The sequence below is a fragment of the Paenibacillus brevis genome (assembly GCF_018919145.1).
Taxonomy (GTDB): domain Bacteria; phylum Bacillota; class Bacilli; order Paenibacillales; family Paenibacillaceae; genus Fontibacillus; species Fontibacillus brevis.
Genome location: NZ_JAHLQJ010000001.1, coordinates 417,834 through 434,570, shown reverse-complemented (window position 1 = coordinate 434,570; position 16,737 = coordinate 417,834). Strand labels below are relative to the sequence as shown.

Annotated in this window: 16 protein-coding genes and 1 other RNA gene; 10 read left to right on the top strand and 7 right to left on the bottom strand. The window is 53.9% G+C overall.

Features of this window, described 5'->3' with window-relative positions; genetic code table 11:
- The first annotated feature begins 40 nt into the window (after window positions 1-40).
- The 5 genes from KQJ23_RS01865 (at window position 41) to rnr (ending at window position 5,458) form a co-directional block, all read left to right on the top strand.
- Window positions 41-814 (top strand): amino acid ABC transporter substrate-binding protein, encoded by a 774-nt coding sequence (locus KQJ23_RS01865; RefSeq protein WP_216476962.1) that lies wholly within the window; start codon window positions 41-43, stop codon window positions 812-814.
- Between the two features lie 36 nt (window positions 815-850).
- Window positions 851-1,510: an amino acid ABC transporter permease gene (locus tag KQJ23_RS01860; RefSeq protein WP_216476961.1), complete on the top strand. Its 660-nt coding sequence runs from the start codon at window positions 851-853 to the stop codon at window positions 1,508-1,510.
- Window positions 1,511-1,540: 30 nt separating this feature from the next.
- Window positions 1,541-2,296 (top strand): amino acid ABC transporter ATP-binding protein, encoded by a 756-nt coding sequence (locus KQJ23_RS01855; RefSeq protein ID WP_249529423.1) that lies wholly within the window; start codon window positions 1,541-1,543, stop codon window positions 2,294-2,296.
- Window positions 2,297-2,379: 83 nt separating this feature from the next.
- The gene (gene secG / locus KQJ23_RS01850; RefSeq protein WP_044480648.1) at window positions 2,380-2,616 is read left to right on the top strand and encodes a preprotein translocase subunit SecG; all 237 of its coding nucleotides are present in this window, start codon (window positions 2,380-2,382) and stop codon (window positions 2,614-2,616) included.
- Window positions 2,617-2,806: 190 nt separating this feature from the next.
- Entirely contained in the window at window positions 2,807-5,458 is a 2,652-nt protein-coding gene (gene rnr / locus KQJ23_RS01845) for a ribonuclease R (RefSeq protein ID WP_216476960.1), read from the top strand.
- A 569-nt stretch (window positions 5,459-6,027) separates the two neighbouring features.
- Here rnr and KQJ23_RS01840 read toward each other — a convergent pair.
- The 4 genes from KQJ23_RS01840 to KQJ23_RS01825 form a co-directional block, all read right to left on the bottom strand.
- Window positions 6,028-6,798, bottom strand: a complete 771-nt coding sequence (locus KQJ23_RS01840; protein ID WP_216477057.1) for a PHP-associated domain-containing protein — start codon at window positions 6,796-6,798, stop codon at window positions 6,028-6,030.
- Between the two features lie 111 nt (window positions 6,799-6,909).
- A complete protein-coding gene (locus tag KQJ23_RS01835) occupies window positions 6,910-7,719 on the bottom strand; it encodes an energy-coupling factor transporter transmembrane component T family protein (protein ID WP_216476959.1) in 810 nt (269 codons plus the stop codon).
- On the bottom strand, window positions 7,694-9,577 hold the full coding sequence (locus tag KQJ23_RS01830) for an ABC transporter ATP-binding protein (protein ID WP_216477056.1): 1,884 nt from the start codon (window positions 9,575-9,577) through the stop codon (window positions 7,694-7,696). The genes KQJ23_RS01835 and KQJ23_RS01830 overlap by 26 nt, the downstream gene beginning before the upstream one ends.
- A gap of 1 nt (window position 9,578) precedes the next feature.
- Entirely contained in the window at window positions 9,579-10,481 is a 903-nt protein-coding gene (locus KQJ23_RS01825) for a DUF8171 family membrane protein (protein WP_249529421.1), read from the bottom strand.
- Between the two features lie 183 nt (window positions 10,482-10,664).
- On the opposite strand from KQJ23_RS01825, the gene KQJ23_RS01820 reads away from it, so the two are divergent.
- Both KQJ23_RS01820 and smpB read left to right on the top strand, forming a co-directional pair.
- Entirely contained in the window at window positions 10,665-11,522 is an 858-nt protein-coding gene (locus KQJ23_RS01820) for a MurR/RpiR family transcriptional regulator (RefSeq protein ID WP_249529420.1), read from the top strand.
- A 132-nt stretch (window positions 11,523-11,654) separates the two neighbouring features.
- Entirely contained in the window at window positions 11,655-12,140 is a 486-nt protein-coding gene (smpB, locus tag KQJ23_RS01815; protein WP_216476958.1) for an SsrA-binding protein SmpB, read from the top strand.
- A 107-nt stretch (window positions 12,141-12,247) separates the two neighbouring features.
- On the opposite strand, the gene KQJ23_RS01810 is transcribed toward smpB, so the two are convergent.
- Complete coding sequence (locus KQJ23_RS01810) at window positions 12,248-13,291, bottom strand: DUF2167 domain-containing protein (RefSeq protein ID WP_216476957.1); 1,044 nt, start codon at window positions 13,289-13,291, stop codon at window positions 12,248-12,250.
- Window positions 13,292-13,590: 299 nt separating this feature from the next.
- On the opposite strand from KQJ23_RS01810, the gene ssrA reads away from it, so the two are divergent.
- Window positions 13,591-13,955: a transfer-messenger RNA gene (gene ssrA / locus KQJ23_RS01805) on the top strand.
- A gap of 160 nt (window positions 13,956-14,115) precedes the next feature.
- Here the strand turns inward: ssrA and KQJ23_RS01800 are convergent.
- The gene (locus KQJ23_RS01800; protein WP_216476956.1) at window positions 14,116-14,340 is read right to left on the bottom strand and encodes a hypothetical protein; all 225 of its coding nucleotides are present in this window, start codon (window positions 14,338-14,340) and stop codon (window positions 14,116-14,118) included.
- Between the two features lie 137 nt (window positions 14,341-14,477).
- Between KQJ23_RS01800 and KQJ23_RS01795 the strand changes: the two genes are divergently transcribed.
- Window positions 14,478-15,488 (top strand): AraC family transcriptional regulator, encoded by a 1,011-nt coding sequence (locus KQJ23_RS01795; RefSeq protein WP_216476955.1) that lies wholly within the window; start codon window positions 14,478-14,480, stop codon window positions 15,486-15,488.
- Window positions 15,489-15,625: 137 nt separating this feature from the next.
- Complete coding sequence (locus tag KQJ23_RS01790; RefSeq protein ID WP_216476954.1) at window positions 15,626-16,420, top strand: SDR family NAD(P)-dependent oxidoreductase; 795 nt, start codon at window positions 15,626-15,628, stop codon at window positions 16,418-16,420.
- A 3-nt stretch (window positions 16,421-16,423) separates the two neighbouring features.
- Here KQJ23_RS01790 and KQJ23_RS01785 read toward each other — a convergent pair whose 3' ends face one another.
- Window positions 16,424-16,684 carry a hypothetical protein gene (locus KQJ23_RS01785; protein ID WP_216476953.1) on the bottom strand — a complete coding sequence of 87 codons (261 nt, stop codon included), beginning with the start codon at window positions 16,682-16,684 and terminating at the stop codon, window positions 16,424-16,426.
- Between the last annotated feature and the right edge of the window lie 53 nt (window positions 16,685-16,737).

The following is a 16,737-nucleotide window of genomic DNA, read 5'->3' as shown; positions in this document are numbered from 1 at the left end:
CTAAAGCGTTTCTGCTGGAATTGAAGATGGAGGGGTTAGGATGAGAAAGAGACTAGGATTGGGATTGCTGTTGCTTGGCTTGGTTATGGTAGCGCTGGCGGGATGCTCCGGTTCAGCGAATAAAAACGGAGATGCAATTGTAATCGGTATTGATGATAAATTTGCTCCGATGGGCTTCCGTGACGAGAAGAACAATATTGTAGGCTTTGACATTGATTATGCCCGGGCAGCTGCGGAAAAAATGGGAAAGCAAGTTACCTTCCAGCCGATCGACTGGTCTTCCAAGGAGTCCGAGTTGAATAGCGGACGGATTGATCTGATCTGGAACGGGTATACGATTACGGATGAGCGAAAGGAAAAGGTTCTGTTCACCAAGCCATATTTGGAGAATAGTCAGGTGGCCATCACTTTGGCGGAATCTCCAATTACAACCTTGGCAGAGCTGGAGGGCAAGGAGATCGGACTTCAGGCCCTATCGTCTGCGGCGGATGCCCTGGCGGCAAGCCCGCTGCATGAGAAGGTGAACACCTCCGAATTCAAGGACAACGTTCTGGCACTGACCGATTTGAAAACGAAGCGGCTGGATGCGGTGATCATCGACGAGGTTGTTGCGCGTTATTATATGTCCAAGGAAGAAGGAACCTTCAAGCTGCTGGACGAGTCGCTTGCTCCTGAGCAATACGGTATAGGCGTGAAGAAGGGCAATGAAGCTCTATTGGACGAGCTGCAAAAGGCGCTGGACGAGATGAACGCGGACGGAACGGCAGCCGAGATTTCGACGAAATGGTTTGGCGAGGATAAAGTGCTGAAATAGTTTGGAGCACGGCCGATAGAATAGAGGGGATTGTCCATGAGCTGGGATTATATTTTTACTGTATTGCCGCCGATGCTGAAGGGGGCGCAGACTACGGTCTTGATGTTTCTGGCCGTGATCGTGCTGTCGGTGCCGCTCGGCTTCGGCGTGACGCTGCTGATGCGCAGCCGGGTGAAGCCGCTGGCCTGGCTGGCCCATACGTATGTGTACGTGATGCGCGGTACGCCGCTGTTGCTGCAAGTGCTGTTCTTCTGCTTCGGCCTGCCGCTCCTCCCGGTTATCGGGGAGTACCTGGTCTTTGATCGTTTTATATCAGCGGCTATTGCCTTTGTGCTGAACTATGCGGCCTATTTCGCAGAGATTTTCCGGGGCGGGCTGCTCTCGATCGACAAGGGACAGCAAGAGGCGGCGCAGGTACTTGGGCTTAGCAAGTGGCAGACGATGACGAAGGTGATTGTGCCGCAAATGATCCGGGTGGTGCTGCCGACCACGGCGAACGAGGCGATCACTCTGGTTAAGGATACGGCATTGCTGTATGCGGTCGCTGTGCCTGAGCTGCTTTATTTTGCCCAGACGGCGGTGAATCGGGATATGCGGCTTATTCCGTTCTTTCTGGCGGCGATTGTGTATCTGCTGATGACGCTGGTTCTGACGATTGCTTTCAAGGCGCTGGAAAAGCGTTATTCATTCAAGTGAAGCCCACCCTCATAAAAGGACTGTCTGGACATGACCCATATTATTGAAGTGAAACAATTGAAAAAATCATTCGACGCGCTGGAGGTGTTGAAGGAGGTCTCCTTTGACATTCAGGCGGGCGAGGTAGTTGCTGTGATTGGCCCTTCCGGATCAGGCAAGAGTACGATGCTCCGGAGCCTGATTCATTTGGAGGAAGTTACAGGCGGGACGATTCGCATTCTGGGACAGGGCTTGGTTGAGGAAGGCCGCTATGCTTCCGGGAAGGACATTCGCACGCTTACCGACCGGATGGGGATGGTGTTCCAGCACTTTAACCTGTTTCCGCACTTGACCGTACGGGCGAACCTGGAGCTGGCACCGAAGACGCTGAAAAAGGACACCGCCGCAGGAATCCGCAAACGGAGCATGGAACTGCTGGATAAGGTGGGGCTGCTGGATAAAGCGGACGTGTATCCTGCCAATCTGTCGGGCGGACAGAAGCAGCGTGTGGCGATTGCCCGCGCCCTGATGATGCAGCCGGATATTCTGCTCTTCGACGAACCGACATCAGCGCTCGATCCCGAGCTGACCGGCGAGGTACTGAGGGTGATTAAGCAGCTTGCCCAGGAGAATATGACCATGATCATCGTTACGCATGAGATGGGCTTTGCCCGCGAGGTGGCCGATCGGGTCTTCTTTATGGATAAGGGAGAGATCGCTGAGGCCGGGACGCCGGAGCAGCTCTTCGGAAATCCGCAGCGTGAACGGACTCGGATGTTTTTGCAGCGTGAGAAGCTGGAGGAATAGCTTGTTATTCACTTTTCGTTGTGATAAAATAAAATTGCTGTTTTTGTAATGTGTGAAGTGTTCTCACTTAGGAGGTGGATTGAATGGATATCTTTTTGGAAGTACTGCTCATTATTTTCTCTATCGGTCTGATTGCGGTGGTTCTGCTGCAAAAGGGGAAGAGCGCGGGTCTTTCCGGTGCCATCTCCGGCGGTGCTGAGCATCTTTTCGGCAAGTCGAAAGCACGCGGCATGGAACTGGTCCTGGAACGGGTAACCGTTGGACTGGCTGTCGGATTCTTCATTCTGGCAATCGTCGTTGCGATTGTACAGGGTCTGTAATGGCAATTCATCATTTGATATAACGAATGGAAGTCTCGTTCCTTGGGGAGCGGGACTTTTTTGCATTTGATGGGCTTGTGCCGGAATAGGGATGCTATGGGTTGATTTCGTGTATACTAGGGTATATACATGAAGGGTAAATCATGGAAATAATTTGATTGCCGGCAGAGAGGCCGGCCGAGGTGATGGAATGATTAAAGAGACGGAATTGCTCGCATTTATGCGGGAGACGGCGTACAAGCCGATGACATATCAGGAGCTGGAGGAGCATTTTCAAATCCAGACGGCGGCAGAATTCAAGGACTTCCTAAAATTACTTAATGCATTGGAACAAGACGGAAAAATCATTCTGACCCGCACGAACCGGTACGGTGTGCCTGAGCGGATGGATCTGGTCAAAGGCCGGCTGCAGGCGCATGCCAAAGGGTTCGCGTTCCTGATTCCGGAGGACCGGGAGCATCCGGATGTGTACATTCATGCGAATGACCTGTTAAGCGCCATGAACGGAGATACGGTGCTGGTGCGTGTCAGCACGCGAAGCAGCGGCGGCGGCAAGCTGGAGGGCGAAGTGGTGCGGATCGTGAACCGGGCGGTTACGCAGATCGTCGGGGTATTCCAGCATCATGAGACGTATGGCTTCGTAATTCCGGATGATAAACGGATTAACCGGGATATTTTTGTGCCGCAGGAAGGGTTCGGCGGCGCGGTTGACGGCGAGAAGGTCGTCGCCCATATCGTCAACTACCCGGAGGGCCGGTCGGCGGCAGAGGGTCGAGTGATCGAGATCCTCGGCCATAAGGATGATCCGGGGGTCGATATTCTCTCGATCATCCGCAAGCATCAACTGCCGGAGGCGTTCCCTGAGGACGTCATGGCTGAGGCGCAGGTTGCGCCCGAGCGCATCGACGAGGCCGAGATTGTCTCGTCGGGACGGCGAGATTTGCGGGACAAGGTGATTGTGACCATTGACGGTGAGGATGCGAAGGATCTGGACGATGCGGTGCATGTAGAGCTGCTGCCCAACGGGAATGTCCAGCTTGGTGTCCATATTGCCGATGTCGGCTATTATGTAACGGAAAATTCACGGCTGGACCAGGAGGCTTACAATCGGGGCTGCAGTGTCTATCTGGTAGACCGGGTTATCCCGATGCTGCCGCACCGGCTGTCGAACGGCATTTGCTCGCTTAATCCGAAGGTGGACCGGTTCACCCTGTCCTGCGAGATGGAATTTGATGAGCAGATGAAGGTGGTGAAGCATGATATTTTCACCAGTGTGATTCGGACCAAGGAACGGATGACGTATACGAATGTCCGCAAAATCCTGGAGGATGAAGATCCCGAAGTGACAGAGCGGTACAGTGAGTTAGTAGATACCTTTAAGCTAATGCGCGAGGTCGCGCTTCGGTTGCGCGGCAAGCGGATGAAGCGCGGTGCGGTGGACTTTGACTTCCAGGAGTCCAAGGTGATCGTAGACGAGGAAGGCAAGCCGATTGATATTATCAAACGGGAGCGTTCGATTGCAGAACAAATTATCGAGGAGTTCATGCTGGCGGCCAATGAGACGGTGGCGGAGCATTTCCACTGGCTGAAGGTGCCGTTTATATACCGAATTCACGAGGACCCGGATCAAGAGAAGCTGATGAACTTTATGGCTTTTGTCGCCAACTTCGGCTACACGGTGAAGGGCAAAGGCAACAAGGTGCATCCGCGGGCGCTTCAGTCGCTGCTGGAGGATATTCAGGGCACGAAGGAGCAGACCGTAATCAGCACGATGATGCTCCGTTCGATGAGACAAGCCAAGTACGATGCCGAGAGCACCGGCCACTTCGGGCTGGCGGCGGAGTTCTACACGCACTTTACCTCCCCGATCCGGCGTTACCCGGATCTGGTCATTCACCGCGTGATCCGCGAGGTCATTGAAGCTGGAGACGGACTGCCTGAGGGACGGCTGGAGTATCTGGCCAGCCGGATGCAGGACATCGCCCAGCAGTCCTCCGAGCGGGAGCGGGTCGCCGTGGAGGCGGAGCGCGATACGGAACAGCTCAAGAAGGCGGAATACATGCTGGATAAGGTCGGGGCAGAGTTCCCGGGCATTATCAGCAGCGTGACAAGCTTCGGGATGTTCATTGAGCTGGAGAACACGGTGGAGGGATTGATTCGTCTGAGCGGGCTGACAGACGATTACTACCACTTCCATGAGCAGCATATGGCCCTGATCGGCGAGCGGTCGTCGCGGATCTTCCGGATTGGCGACGAGGTGAAGATCCGCGTTGCCCGGGTGAACATGGACGACCATACGATTGATTTCGAGTTGGTCGACATGAAGCCGCGGCGCCGCGACGAGGGCAGCGGCGACGGGCGCGGAAGCGGCGCGCCGGCCTGGAAGCGCGGCGAAGGCGGTGCCGGCGGCGGACGCACCCGCGAGCGGGAGCGTGAACGCGGCGGCAAAGGCGGCAAGAAGGGCCGCGGCGGGAAGAGCGGAGCTGGCGCCAGCGGGACAGGCCGCAGCGCCCGCCGAAGCGAGTCGTCCGGCAGCGGCGGTGCTGCGCCGGCGGTGAGCTTCGGGTTTGGCTCCGGCAAGGGCGGATACGCGGCCGGGCCGGCTTCGCTGAGCCGCGATAGCGGAGGCTACCGCTCCGGTGGCGGTGAGCGCGACGGGGCCGGTTCAGGCTCGGGTGAGCGTCGGCGGAAGAAGAAGACGTCGGAGAGCGGGATTTTTATCGGAGGTGCGCCCGCATCCAGCGAGAGTGGAGACAAGCCCCGCAAGAAGAAGGGCGGCGGCAAAGGCAAGAGCAGGAGCGGGAACGCTACAGCTGCCTTTGTCCGCAAGAAGAAAAAGTAAGAGCCTGATTTAATGCCCCTAGGGTATGACGTAAGATATGAGCTGTAAGGCGCAGGGCGTAAGGTGCAAGTAGTAAAGTATGAACGGTAAAATTTAAGCAGTAACACATAAGCAGTAACATGCAGGTGGCAAGGTAAGGAGTAGGGACAAGCAGTAAGATATAAGCAGTAAGGAACGGGGCGTGGCGTATAAGGTGTAATGAAGCGGAACTCATGAGAGCTAAGGCTAGATTGAAGCTAGTGAGGCGGAGTTTTATACGGAATTTCGTACAAGAATTATGCATTCGGTAATAATATCGGGGCAGTTGTACGATTTTTCGTATAAAGATTGGTGTATCTGAGGGATTAACGAGGCGATTGTATGTTTTTTCGTACAAATTAGCTCGTTCTACCAGTTTTCGAAGTTTCTTGTACGATAAATCGTATAAAATCATAGTTTGACACGCCTTTGGGACAACGTACAAAGGGCACAGCTCCGGAAGTAGAGACTGTGCCTTTTTTTGTTGTGGGAGAAGGATGGGCTAACTCCGCTATTTAGTTATTCATTTCGTTGTTCATTTCGTTGCTCGGTTACTCCGGCAGGGCTTCCAGTACGTGAAGGCGTTTGAGCAGCTTCTTTAGCATGACGGAGGCCTTCACCTGGAGAGGCAAGCTATCGGCTACGGCGATTTTGTAGGCGCCGCTGAGGATGGCTTGCTTTAGCTCAGCAATGCTGTGGCAGGGCTGATCCAGTTCATTGTAGATGCTGCCGTACTGCAGGCATTGATGGGTATCGCTGCCCGCCGTGACTGGCTTGCCGAGCTCAGCGGCAAAGCGCTCCACGCGTGTCCGGTTGAACTCGTTGCCGTACTCGTACATGTCTTTGGCGTTCAGGTCAAAGGCATCTAGGCGGCGCAGGTCCCCCGGGTCCAGATGGTGCAGCGGTGTTGACTCGCGGAAGGGATGCGCACCGATTTTGAGCAAAGGATAGCCCTCGGACAGGGTGAGCAGTTGCTTGAACGGGATGAAGTTATTTTTTTGCATATAAGGGGTCAGGGCCTGGTGAAGCTCTAGAATATCAGCCTTGCGTCCAATCAGCAGGATGTGGCCTTTCTCGCGGATATCCACCTCCATGCCCGGGAAGATTTTTAGAGCGCCGGCCTCGTAGTATTCACCGTTGTAGGGGTACATGCGGTCAAGGTTCTCATAGACTTCATGGAAGCGGCAGGTGTTGAAATGCTCGGTGAGCGCCACGGCATCCAGGCCGTTCCCGGCGGCCTCCGCCAGCATCTCGGTGTAATAATCCCGGGAGAATATAGTAGCTTTGGACAGCTTGGCATGGGTATGCAAATCGATTCGCATCGGTAACACTCCTTCGTTGTAGGGTTGCAAAATGGTGCAGAGGTGCAAAAAGTGCAGGATTCGTGCAAATGGTGCAGGTTCGTGCAGTGTGTCGCTCGCTTATCCAAGAATTTATCCGATCCAGAACAGCAGGGCCAGGTAAGCGGCGGAGCCGGTCAGAAATAGGACGTCCCGCATTTGAAAGCGCAGATGGGACAGCTTGAGCTTCTTGGCGTCCGGATGGTTAAGTCCGTAGGAGAAGCCGCGCGTTTCCAGTGCTTCCACGGTGGTGCGGGAGCGTTTGGCCGTCGCAAGCATGAGAGGGAAGAATGCATAGACCAGCAGCTTCAAATAGTAGACGCCGATTCGCCAGTGAAGCAGTCCGGGGCGTGAAGGTGCTTTGCCGCGCAGTCGGTAGGACAGCAGGACATTGCGGAATTCCTCGAACAGTACGGGCAGGATCCGGTAGCCGTAAGACAGGCTGAATGAAAAGGCGGCCGGAATGCCGAGTGCAAGCAGGCCGTCGCTGATCTTCTCGGGATCTAAGCCGGAGAAGACGGTGATGCTGGCCAGCGATACGACAGACAGCTTCAATGTGAGCTTGAGCAGCGGAAGGGCGGAGGAGATGTCACCGCCAAAGAACAGCGAGATGATAAACAGCCATCCGACCTGGCCGATTAACCCCAGACAGAGCACCAGAATGATGAAGGGGGTGACGCGGGACAGTATGGTGGTCACGATCATGAACAGGCACATGCCGGCGAGAACAGTCAGGCTGTTTACAAACCACGGCACGATAGCGAAAAATAAATACCAGATCAGCAGCCCGCGGGGATCAAGCCGGGACAGAGAGGCATGGCCGCTCCCATAGGCGGTGTTCATCAGCTCAAGCTGAATACGGTCTAAGGAAAATTTGCTAAACCAGTTGCGGACGAGCTCCATGGGGCAGGGACTCCTTTGCTAAAAGAATGCGATGAATGCGGGCAGCCAGCTCAGCAGGATCGGAGCAATGGGGCCACAGGTTTAGGCTGGCGGAAAGCTCCATCGTCTGCGTTAACGCAAGCCCGGCACGCTGGATCAGCGCGGTGTCGGCGAACACCTCGGACGCCGTCCCATCGGCGGCAACACAGCCCTCATGCAGCACGATGACGCGCGTAGCCCAGCGGCTCACCAGCTGCATGTCATGGGTAGCGATGAGCACGGTGCGCACATGCTGCTCCAGTTCCTGGAGCGTGCTGATCAGCTCCTCGCGCGTGGCAAGGTCAAGATTGGCGGTCGGTTCGTCCAGCAGCATCACGGCTGGGGTAGTCGCGGCGCCAATCGCCAAGGAAACGCGGCGCTGCTGCCCGCCGCTGAGGAGCCGCGCGTCGCGCTCGCGCAGCTCATCCAGACGGAAGGCGCGGAGCATGCGTTCGATGGTGGACTCCGCGCCTTGGTAGCCGCGTTTGTTCAGGCAGTGGGCAATTTCTTTATAGACGCTGTCCTCGATGAACATGTCCTCGGGATTCTGGAACACGAAGGCAACATCCCGGGACAGCTGCTCCAGCGAGACGCTGCGGGTATCCTGCCCGAGGATGCTGACCGTCCCAGTGGTCGGCTTGGCGATGCCGGCGATCAGGCGCAGCAGGGAGGATTTGCCCGCTCCGTTATTGCCGACGAGCGCAATCCGCTCGCCTTCGGCGATATCCAGACTGACGCCGCGCAGGACGGGGTGATCGGTCTTGTGGATCGTCCGGTAGGTTAGCGCCGCCTGCTTGAGCGAGATCACGGTGCGAGATTCAGCGGCTGGAAGTGCTGCCTGTGGCGGTGGCTCCGGTTGCTTGTGCTGCCCGAAAAGTTCAATTGGAGCTGAGAGCATATGCTCAAAGTACAGCTGCGCTTCCTCGGTCGTAATCGGATAGGTCGTCGCGTCCTGCTGGTTGAGTTGGCCGCCTTGCAGCGAGTCAACCGTATCTTGCTGGTTCTGTTCGCCTCCATGCAGGGCAGCGTGTTGCAGAACGGCAAGCGCGGCGGCGGTCTGCGTGACCTCCGGCGGCTGGATGCCCAGACGGTGCAAGTCTTCCAGCCGATTCAAGGCCTCGTGAACGGGAAGCTGCCACACCACGCGTCCTTGCTCGATCAAGCAGACATCGTGGCAGTAATCGGCAATGAACTCGGCATGGTGCTCGATCACGATAATGGTCTTGCCATAGATGCGGTGCAGCCGACGCAGCACTTCATAGACCTGGCGGGCATGCTGGGGATCGAGCTGGGATACGGGTTCATCAACGATGAGAATGTCCGGCTCCAGCGACAGGGCGCCGGCGAGGGCGAGCAGATGCTTTTGCCCGCCGCTCAGCTCCCAGATGAAGCGGGTCGCCAGCGGGGTGAGGCCGCATAGCTCCAAGGCCCGGGTAGCCCGTGCCCGGTAATCGGGCAGCCCGTAGTTCAGCGGCGCGAAGCAGGCCTCATCCAGCACGGTTGGCCGGACGAGTTGATTCTCGAAGTCCTGGTAGACATAGCCGACTTTGCGCGAGAGCTCGGCGACGGTGCTGTCCTGGGCGGACAGACCGGCTATGCGGACTTCGCCTTCAAAATCGCCCGAATAGTAATGCGGGATGAGTCCGTTGAATAGCTTGCACAGGGTGGACTTGCCGCTGCCGTTGCCGCCGATGATCGCGGTGAAGCTGCCGGGCTCCAGGGCTAGGCTGGCTCCGTTCAGCACCGGGTGCTCTGAGCCGGGATAGGTGAAGAAGACATCGGAGATCTGTATGAGCAGCTGGTCTTGGTTGTCAGGCTCCTGCGGCAAGGGAGCAGGCATATTAGGCATGAGGCACGCCTCCGCCGGCTCCGGTGTCGGTGTTCCCTTGCCGCGTCTTGCGGGAACGCATGAGCAGGAGGACGATCACGGCGATGACGGCGGCAATGCCAAGGCTCAGCCAGATCGCGGTGTTGCCGGCCTGATCAGCCCAGCCGCTGTCCCATTCGGCGATGTTCCAGTCCGTCTCGGACAAGGATTCGGCGCCGAAGGCAAGTAGGGCAAGCAGGATTCCGGTCAGGACCAGCTTGGGGGAGATGATGCCTGCCGCCTCGTACTGGGTATCTTTTTTCCGGGGCTTGATGCCGAGCAGGGGTTCTATTTTTCCATAGAGACGGGGTACCAGATACAGGGTAGGAAGCAGGGCAAACAGGATTCCCGAGAACAGAACATCGTTCAGGAAGCTCACGCCTTCGACGATCACGACACTCTCGGCCAGGCCGGGCACGGCTTCGAATTCCTCGACACCGATCCAGACCTTGCCGATGTCAACGAGGGTGCTGCACAGCTGGTGGATGATAACGCCGGTGATGGCAGCGATGCCGACCTGTGCGCGATTCTGGGGATTGCGGACCAGCCGGCCCGCGACGTACATCGCAAAGGAGAAGGTCAGGAATTTCTCGACCTCGCCGAGCCCGCCGAATTGTCCGAGCATGAGCTCGCCGAAGATAACTTCGCCGAGTGCGGCGCCGATGGCGGCATAGAAGGGATGGAACAGCATGCACAGGGTGAGCGGGATGAAGGCGAAGTACTCGACGGACAGCTCGATCGGTCCCAATTGCAGGGAAGGGATCAGCTCGGTGAACATGTTGGACAGTCCGTAGAGGGACATGGAGAGAACGAAGATCATCATTTTTTGGGATGAGGTTAAGGTGTAGACCGACTTGCGGTTCATGACTGAATTCATAACTGGAACGCCTCCTTCAGGTGGAATTGGTTCCAGTGTAAGGGCGGAGTGTTAACAGAAAAGGTTGTTTTTGTCATGGGTGTGTAATAATTTTTACATGGTGAAAATGATGTAATATAATTTACATAACAGTAGGGTGCTAGAATGGGGCCAATGGATCGGATGAAGGGAGTGGGGCTGTAAATGCTGCAGGAGCGGGTGAAGGGAATGTTTAAGGATCGAAAGGGATTCTCTTCGGGACATTTGAAAATCGTTAGTTTCATCGAGCGCCATCCGGACGAGGTGCTGTTCATGACGGAGCAGGAGATTGCCGACCGGCTGGGCATCAGTATTGCGACGGTGTCGCGGTTCTGGCGGGCTGCGGGCTATGAGAACGGCAAGGAATTCAGGCAGAAGCTGAGGACGGCATTGGATACGACACCAGCGCTGAAAATGGAGGCGACGATCTCCCGGCTTGATAAGGCGAGTCTGCCGATGAAGATGCTGGAGCAGGCGATGGTGCATTTAAGGGAGACGGCGGAGCAGACCGAGCCGGAGGAGCTTCAGCGCGCCGCTTCGCTGATGGCGGGAGCGCGGCGGGTCTATGTGTATGCGCCGGGGCCGGCGGTGGCCTTGGGCGAGCTGCTGACCTATCGGCTGTCCCGCTTCGGATTGTCGGTGCGGATGATGGCAGCCAGCGGGCATGAGGTGCTGGAGTCGCTTGCCCAGGTGCAGGAGGAGGATGTCGTGGTGCTATTTCATTTTACCCGGCTGCTGCCTGAAACAGAAGTGGTACTGGATTGTATCGGGCGGGCAGGCTGTGCGGCGGTGATGATTACGGATCGGGAGGAGTTCCGGTACGGAGCAAAGGTGGCTGCGGCCTTCTATGTCAGCCGGGGAGAGATGGGGGAGTTCCATTCGATGGTTACGCCGCTCCTGCTGATCGAGCAGCTGATTCTGAGCATCGGGCTGCTGAACCGGGAGCAAGTGATCTCCAGGCTGGAGGCGCTGGGTGAGCTGCGCAAGCGGTATGCGGATAAGCTGCCGCGGGGGAAGGCTTAAGCGGATGCAGGCATAACTTGCAGAGCTTGCAGATGGAGCGAATTCTTGCTTTTGCTTAGCCTAGTTGATACAATTAAGGTCTGGAAGGACTAAGGTTTCGAGGCTCGGGGCACTCGGGAGAAGGAGGATGACATGGCGAAGAAAAATGATGGCAACGGCAAGGTGCTGGCCCAGAATAAGAAGGCTTCCCATGACTACTTTATCGAGGATACCTATGAAGCGGGCATGGTGCTGACGGGGACGGAGATCAAATCGATCCGTAACGCCCGGGTGAATATCGGCGATGCCTTTGCTACGATTCGTAATGGCGAGATTCACATACACAATATGCATATCAGTCCGTTCGAGCAGGGGAACCGTCACAATCCGACCGATCCGACCCGGACACGCAAGCTGCTGATGCATAAAGCACAGATCAGTAAGCTGCTGGGCTTGTCCAAGCAGGACGGCTATTCTATTGTGCCGCTCAAGATTTACATCCGTAACGGCTATGCAAAGCTGCTACTTGGCCTCGGCAAGGGGAAAAAGCAGTACGACAAGCGCGATGCCGCCGCAAAGCGCGATGCTCAGCGTGATATCCAGCGCGTATTGCGGGAGAAGCAGAAGGTGGCCAGATAATTCTATACAACAAAACCGGGAGTCCATGAAGCGGCCCCCGGTTTTATTATTTTCAAGCTATCAAGCTATAGTGTGTTGAAATAATGAAGTATTGCAGGCAGCAGCCGTTACATGGAGGTAGGCGGCTTGTTGTTTGGATCGTTCTCCGCTTCAAATTTGGAGCGGAAGCGATTCTGATCCGGCTGCCCGGCTGATGGCTGCTGATAGTTCTGCACATTCGGAGCCATATCCAGGCTGGAACCTGAGTTATCGGCAGGCAAGGTGTCTTGTACCGGCCCTGTGTCCTTGTTCTTCTTCTTGAACAGCTTCCCGAACCAGAGGAAGGGCGCAAGAATCAGGAACCAGAACTTCTTGACGATCAGGGTGATCAGTGCGATGAGCCCTGTTTTCTTGGCTACAGCAGCACCTGCTCCGCCTAGAATGAGCCCCGTCAGACCTAAGGAAGATTTCTTATCCTTGGAAGGATCAAAATCAGCATAGGTATTGCCGGAGGTTACCGTTAGATTAGGGAGGATTTCGCTCTCAAACATGCTGCGGTCCGCGGCCAGGTTTTCCGGGTCAGAGACAAGAATAGCGGATATGTATCCGACACGGGTAAGGACACGCACATTGTAGTTGATCAGCGGCTCTCCATCAATATCGTGCAAAAGCAGGGCCCAAGTCAGGCTGCGAAGCGAGTCGTCATAGGCCGGCTCCTGGAACCATCCATCCACGAAGAGATGATTGTATTCCGGCAGTTCCTCATTTGCTGCTTCTTGCCCGTCTTTATAGCTCTTGAGCAGAGCCTTGGCATCGATGTCGGATTTCTCCTCATCTTCGATATGACCGGTCTCCTCATATTCGAAGTACACGCTCCACATCGTATCCTCATACGCAGGCTCTACGTATCCGATTTCCCTGTACGAAGGAAGATCCTGAAAGCCTTCGATGAACGCGATCGTATCGTCCTCATCAAGGAAAAAATAATTTTCCGGCAGGGTCAGCTCGGCAATATTGGATAACCGAACCGTCTGACCGGATCCCTCAATCCAGTTCAATTCAGGTTCTACAGCTTCAGCCGCCGCGGCGAAAGGCATCGCGAACAAGCTGAGCAGGATTACGCAGGATAGCAAAAGCCTCGGCAGCTTATGCTTCTTGGTGCTGGAATTCATAATTTACCCCCATTATTAACGTATTATTCCAATAGGAAAATGGAATGCTATGATCTTACCATGAATAAACAGCAGAATGAAGGAATATTTATACAATTTTTAAGATTTACTCGGCTTTTTATAGGGGTGAATTTGCTTTTCAGCTCGCGCCTTGCTACAATTATTTCTACCGCTTGGCACGGCTGCCAGTGATTCACCAGGCAAATTCCGCGTCATATGTGGTATACTAATGAAGGTTAAGGAAAGAACACAGCATTCATGCTTGGCTTAACCGTTAACCGGGAACCACCTTTTATTACGGGGGCGTTTTTGGATTCGACGGGGGTAGATCGAGCATGGGTAGCGGGTAGTGGGGACGCGGCCGCTTTATCAACGCTAAAGCCTATTAAATGGCAAACAACAAACAAACTACGCTTTCGCAGCTTAATAACCTGTGAGCGTGCTCCTCTCCTGCATCGCCCATGTGCCGGATGTAGGGGCTAACCTATAGTGGGATACGCCGATTGGTCTCCGCCTGGGGTCGTCGGAAGAAGACAATCAGGCTGACCCAAAGAGAATCTTGTGACAGGGAGTCTCTAGGGTGACATCAAATCTGTCACTACACCCGTAGAAGCCTATGTGGCGTTGCCTTCGGACAGGGGTTCGACTCCCCTCGCCTCCATACTTGTACGAAAACCCGCTCACTGAGCGGGTTTTGCTTTATACCTAAAACAAAGTATGAGATATTAGTTCTCCGAATGGGGTTGCTGCATCAGCTCTTTGATTTCAAGGATACTGTGAGTTCGTGATTTGTTAAGATTGATGAATAGCGTACAGCTTAGTTTCTATTCTTTCCAATTTAAGTTGTGTTTCATTTTCGAGTTATCCATAACGATTAGGATGGTCAGACCGGCACTAAATATCGTTGACCCACTAGCGATTTGATTTAAATCAAATGTTTTCATGGCAATCACACAATCGGCCAATCTTGCTCCTATAAGTAGACCGCCGAGCGTAAGAATCCTCATTTTTTTCCATTGTTCAGGTATGATATTTAATGGTTCTTGCATGTGGAAATCTCCTTCAATTAGGTAGTAACCGTGAATGGATAAAGTGATTTAGCACCCCGTAGAAGCTTGTGTTGTCGTTGTTAATTATTTGCCTCATAATAAACTCAATTTGTATTTTATAAAGGAGGCCCGTATGTATGAAGTCTCAACCCTCTGACCGCGTGAAAATGCCGCTGGGAATTTGGGATGGATTGCGCCAAATTGGGATCGCAGCCCAAGACGTGGCCCGCACAGCACAATTGCCGCTGACGATCATTACGGAGCCCATTGTCACTGACGCTCAATATTGTGCAATCTGGCAGGCTTATTCCGAACTGATTGGCGACACCGCCAAGGGAATTATTAAGCTTGCGACTGCCTTTAAGACGGCAAAGTACCCGCCTCCCGTCTTAGCGACTTATCATGCTCGCGACTACCGCGATGCTCTAAAGCGAATGGCCCGTTACAAACAACTGTGTCCCCCGGAAAGCCTACGCATTATCGAGGATGGCGAGGATTGTACCATCGAACTGGAGTGGATGAATTCCGGGCAATCCGGTCCGCCTTTGCTGATGGGGATCACGTTAGCCTTCTTGCTGGAGCTGGGACGGCGGGGCACGGGTCAACATTTGAAGGCGAAGCTCGTTGAATTCTCGGATTCCATGGGTGATGTACAGGCACTGGAAGCTTACTTCGGCGGCCCGATCAAGATAGGGGCCGGTTGTAACCGATTGACGCTGTATCGAAGCGATCTCGACCGCTCCTTTGTCTCGTACAATGAAGAGTTGCTGGAGCTCCTGACCCCGTCCCTGGACCAATCTCTTCATGAACAGCAGCACACCCGCTCAACCACTGAGAAGGTAAAATGGATCATGAAGTGCAGCCTTATGGGAGGTCGACCTGATATTCAGAACATTGCCAAGGAGCTCGGAATGAGCGACCGCACCTTGCAGCGCAGGCTTACAGACGAGAACACGAGCTTCAAGCATCTGTTATCGGAAGTCAGACATGAGCAGGCACGAGCGTATTTGGCAGACCCGTCGCTTGATATTCAAGAGGTAGCTTTTCTTATAGGATATGAAGACCAGAACTCATTCTACCGCGCTTTTCGCCAGTGGGAGGGAGATACGCCTACGCAATGGCGTACGGAACATTTAGGATTAAAATGACAGCGATTCTATTTTGGCGTGTTCAACAAGAACTTTGGCGTATTGTGCTAGTTACCTATAGATGCAGGCAAGGTATTATAATCCCTATCCGAAGCATTTGACTGCTTTGAAAATGACTTGTATAGGAGAAATGCAGGATGGATATGGGATTGAACGGCAAAACAGCGTTAGTTACAGGATCAACGAAAGGCATAGGGAAAGCCATTGCTATTGAACTTGCCAAAGAAGGGGTCAATGTACTAATCAACGGACGAAATAACGAAGAGGTAGAACGAGTTATAAATGAAATAAAATCCGCTTTTCCGGATACCACCCTTCTGAATGCTGCAGCTGATCTCGTGGACATGGGCCAAAGGGAAGCTCTATTCGAGAAATACCCAAGTATTGATATTCTGATCAACAATATGGGCATCTATGAAATCATGTCCTATGAGGACGTTGATGATGAAGTATGGAATAAATACTTTCAAACCAATGTTCTTGCCGCAAACACCTTAACCAAATTTTATTTGCCCGGCATGTTGAAGCATGACTTCGGCCGTATTCTCTTTATTGCGAGTGAAGAAGCCGTTATGCCTTCAGGACAAATGCCTCAGTACGCCATGACCAAATCCATGCTCTTATCATTATCAAGAAGCTTGTCCCATTTAACCAAAGGAACGGAAGTCACCGTGAACACGATCATGCCGGGACCCACGCTCTCCGAAAATGTTCAACAGATCATTGAGGGCGTGTATGCTGATGAGCAGATGACTTTTGCGCAAAAAGAGAAAGCATTTATGGCCGCAAACCTGCCTCAATCCGAAATTCAGCGGTTCATCCGGCCAAGTGAAATAGGCAGGCTTGCTACTTTTGTATGCAGCCCTTATGCCTCCGCACTCAAAGGTTCTCCAATCCGCATGGACGGGGGAATGGTGCCAACCATTTTTTGAGGTTTAGCCTTTCGCATATTTCTCAATCCGAAGCACCCTCTTTTCTTTATCGTAAGCGATGGCGCCTAACTGGATGCCTTTTAGAATAGTAATCCTGGCTATATAATTTAAAGCCTTTATTTCGTCTACAGATCTTGGGCGATTACGAGATAAGGACCATCCCTCCTCAATCGTCTTCTCTCGAAATTTTGCAACAGCGAGACTCACATCAGAATTACGTTTGCTTCTCTTGTCTTCAACATCTTGAAGAGAAAGTTTTCGCATGGGATCCCTCCATTCATTCGATAGTATCATTATAAATGGGTCTGCAGCCTTCA

Coding starts and splice junctions, on each gene's coding strand:
- KQJ23_RS01865 (WP_216476962.1), top strand. CDS start 41: ATGAGAAAGAGACTAGGATTGGGATTGCTGTTGCTTGGCTTGGTTATG.
- KQJ23_RS01855 (WP_249529423.1), top strand. CDS start 1,541: ATGACCCATATTATTGAAGTGAAACAATTGAAAAAATCATTCGACGCG.
- secG (WP_044480648.1), top strand. CDS start 2,380: ATGGATATCTTTTTGGAAGTACTGCTCATTATTTTCTCTATCGGTCTG.
- KQJ23_RS01785 (WP_216476953.1), bottom strand. CDS start 16,684: ATGCGAAAACTTTCTCTTCAAGATGTTGAAGACAAGAGAAGCAAACGT.
- KQJ23_RS01790 (WP_216476954.1), top strand. CDS start 15,626: ATGGATATGGGATTGAACGGCAAAACAGCGTTAGTTACAGGATCAACG.
- KQJ23_RS01840 (WP_216477057.1), bottom strand. CDS start 6,798: ATGCGAATCGATTTGCATACCCATGCCAAGCTGTCCAAAGCTACTATA.
- KQJ23_RS01820 (WP_249529420.1), top strand. CDS start 10,665: ATGCTGCAGGAGCGGGTGAAGGGAATGTTTAAGGATCGAAAGGGATTC.
- KQJ23_RS01835 (WP_216476959.1), bottom strand. CDS start 7,719: ATGGAGCTCGTCCGCAACTGGTTTAGCAAATTTTCCTTAGACCGTATT.
- rnr (WP_216476960.1), top strand. CDS start 2,807: ATGATTAAAGAGACGGAATTGCTCGCATTTATGCGGGAGACGGCGTAC.
- KQJ23_RS01825 (WP_249529421.1), bottom strand. CDS start 10,481: ATGAATTCAGTCATGAACCGCAAGTCGGTCTACACCTTAACCTCATCC.
- KQJ23_RS01810 (WP_216476957.1), bottom strand. CDS start 13,291: ATGAATTCCAGCACCAAGAAGCATAAGCTGCCGAGGCTTTTGCTATCC.
- KQJ23_RS01860 (WP_216476961.1), top strand. CDS start 851: ATGAGCTGGGATTATATTTTTACTGTATTGCCGCCGATGCTGAAGGGG.
- smpB (WP_216476958.1), top strand. CDS start 11,655: ATGGCGAAGAAAAATGATGGCAACGGCAAGGTGCTGGCCCAGAATAAG.
- KQJ23_RS01800 (WP_216476956.1), bottom strand. CDS start 14,340: ATGCAAGAACCATTAAATATCATACCTGAACAATGGAAAAAAATGAGG.
- KQJ23_RS01830 (WP_216477056.1), bottom strand. CDS start 9,577: ATGCCTGCTCCCTTGCCGCAGGAGCCTGACAACCAAGACCAGCTGCTC.
- KQJ23_RS01795 (WP_216476955.1), top strand. CDS start 14,478: ATGAAGTCTCAACCCTCTGACCGCGTGAAAATGCCGCTGGGAATTTGG.